Here is a 2,606-nt window from a genome sequence, read left to right on the forward strand (position 1 = left end):
CGTTACCGTTTTGCGCGAGCGACGATCTGCGTCGGGTTGACGAAGCGGAGCGCGATGACGAGCCAGATCAGGGTGGTGACCATGTAGATCACCGCCATGGCGTCGATCGACTGCACGGCGCGGACACCGGCGGCGAAGACCGCGTAGTAGAGTGCGACGACGAGCGTCTGGCTGGTCGGGCCGGCCGTGAGGAAGGTCAGTTCGAACATGGCGAGCGTCCTGACCAGCACCAGCAGCAGCGCCGCGAGGATGCCGGGCATCAGCAGCGGCAACAGCACATGCACGAAGAGCTTGAAGGTGTTGGCGCCGAAGACACGCGCCGCCGCCTCGATCTTGGTGTCGATCTGCTCGATGAACGGGATCATCACCAGGATGACGAAGGGCACGGTCGGCACGAGATTGGCGAGCACGACGCCGGACATCTGGCCGGCGAAGCCGGTCTGGTAGAGCACCGTCGCCAGCGGGATGCCGAAGGTGATCGGCGGCACGAGCAGCGGCAGCAGGAAGAGCAGCATGACGAGCTTCTTGCCCGGGAAGTCGCGCCGCGCGAGCGCATAGGCTGCGGGCACGCCGATCAGGCCGGAGAGCGCCACCACGAGGAAGACGATCTGGAAGGTGACGAGCAGCACGTCATAGAGCTGGAACTCCGCCCAGGCGGCCGCGTACCAGCGCGTCGTCCACCCGGCCGGCAGCCAGGTGCCGAGCCAGCGCGTCGAGAAGGACGAGGTCACCACCGTCGCGATCATCGCGAAGAGGTTGACGATGAAGAAGCCGATCAGCGTCCAGTTCGCGGCCGCCCAGAGCTTCGTCGAGAGACGGGTGTCTTTCACCATCGGATCAGCCCTTTCCGCCGCCGGCAGGGCCGCGATACAGCAAGCCTCGCGCGGCCAGAACGATGACGACGATGGTGAGCTGAACCACGCCCATGATCATCGCGACGGCCGAAGCCATGGAGTAGTCGTATTCCTCGAAGGCCGCCTGATAGGCCGCGATCGAGATGACGCGGGTCGGCCCCGAGGGCGCACCGAGCAGCACGGCCGAGGGGAAGACCGAGAAGGCCTGCACGAAGCTCAGGCAGAAGGTGATCGCGAGGCCCGGCAACAGGAGCGGGAACAGGATGTGCTTGAAGCGGTCCCACGGCCCCGCGCCCAGCGTCGCGCCCGCCTGCTCCAGCGCCGGATCGATGCCCGAGAGATAGGACAGCGTCAGCAGGAAGGTGAAGGGGAAGCCGGTGATGACCAGCGAGAGCATCACGCCCCAGTAATTATGGAGCAGCTTCACCGGCGAGGAGATGATGCCGAAGGTCATCAGCACGCGGTTGAACCAGCCCTGCGGGCCGAGATAGTTCAGCAGGCCCTCGGCGACGAGGACGGTGCCGAGCGTGATCGGGATCACCAGGATCGTGGTCAAGAGGCGCTGGTTGCGCATCAGCCGGACGCGGAAGGCGATCGGGATCGCCAGCAGCAGCGTCGCGATGGTGACCGGCAGGGCGAGCCAGAGCGTCGTCGCGATCGTCCCGTAGAGGAAGCGATCGGAGAAGAAGCGCTGGTAGTTGGCGAAGATGCCGCCCTGCTTCGGCTCGAAGGACAGGAAGAGCCCGTAGAAGAACGGGTAGATGAACAGCGCCAGCAGGAACAGCACCGCCGGCAGGACGAGCAGCGTCAGCCCGTCGAGCCCGCGCGCCGCCAGCCGCTGCTTCAGCGGGATGGTGGAGGTGTCGGTGCTCACGCCGCCCCTCCATAGACGAGGACGCGGTCGGGATCGGCGGCGAGCGTCACCGCCTCGCCCGGCGAAAGCTTGTCATGGGCGAGGAAGGACAGGTCGGTGCCATCCGCCATGCGGGCGAAGCCGACGAATTCGCGGCCGCGGAACTCGGTCGAGACCACCTGCGCCTTGAGGCCGGGCTGGCCGGAAGCGACCGGGTGCAAATCCTCCGGGCGGATCGCCAGATAGCCCTCAGTGCCGGCGGAGACCGCCTCGCGGGCCCGGCCGGAGAGCTGCGCCTCGCCGACCGTGACCGCCGCCTTGCCATCGCCAACCGAGGCGACCTTACCCTTCACCTTGTTGCGGAAGCCCATGAACTCGGCGACATCGAGATGGTCCGGCCGCATGAACAGGTCTTCCGGCGTGCCGACCTGGCGGACCTGGCCATCACGCAGCACGACGATGCGATCGGCGAGCGAGAGCGCCTCCTCCTGGTCGTGGGTGACGTAGATCGTGGTGGCGCCGAGTGTGTTGTGGATGCGGCGGATCTCGGCGCGCATCTCGAGACGCAGCTTGGCGTCGAGGTTCGAGAGCGGCTCGTCCATCAGCACCAGCGGCGGCTCGACGACGATGGCGCGCGCGATCGCGACGCGCTGCTGCTGGCCGCCGGAGAGCTGGCCGGGCAGCTTCTCGGTCTGGCCCTGCAGGCGCACCAGCGCCGCGGCCTCGGCGACGCGCTTGTCGATCTCGGCGCGCGGCAGGCCGCGCATCTTCAGGCCGAAGCCGATATTCTTGTTCACGCTCATATGCGGGAAGAGCGCATAGCTCTGGAAGACCATGCCGAAGCCGCGCTCTTCCGGACGCAGCGGGTCGATGCGCTTGTCGTCGAGCCAGATGCCGCC

General features: G+C 67.1%; 3 protein-coding genes. All 3 read right to left on the bottom strand.

Going from position 1 to position 2,606, the window contains the following annotated elements:
- Positions 1-2: 2 nt before the first annotated feature.
- Positions 3-833 carry an ABC transporter permease gene (locus tag WFK61_RS25935; protein WP_336814929.1) on the bottom strand — a complete coding sequence of 277 codons (831 nt, stop codon included), beginning with the start codon at positions 831-833 and terminating at the stop codon, positions 3-5.
- Between the two features lie 4 nt (positions 834-837).
- Complete coding sequence (locus tag WFK61_RS25940) at positions 838-1,728, bottom strand: ABC transporter permease (protein WP_336814930.1); 891 nt, start codon at positions 1,726-1,728, stop codon at positions 838-840.
- The coding region (locus WFK61_RS25945) for an ABC transporter ATP-binding protein (protein ID WP_336814931.1) at positions 1,725-2,606 on the bottom strand (882 nt) is incomplete at its 5' end. The genes WFK61_RS25945 and WFK61_RS25940, both read right to left, overlap by 4 nt.

The sequence above is a fragment of the Allobosea sp. MMO-172 genome, assembly GCF_037147855.1.
Lineage (GTDB): Bacteria > Pseudomonadota > Alphaproteobacteria > Rhizobiales > Beijerinckiaceae > Allobosea.

Coding starts and splice junctions, on each gene's coding strand:
- WFK61_RS25935 (WP_336814929.1), bottom strand. CDS start 833: ATGGTGAAAGACACCCGTCTCTCGACGAAGCTCTGGGCGGCCGCGAAC.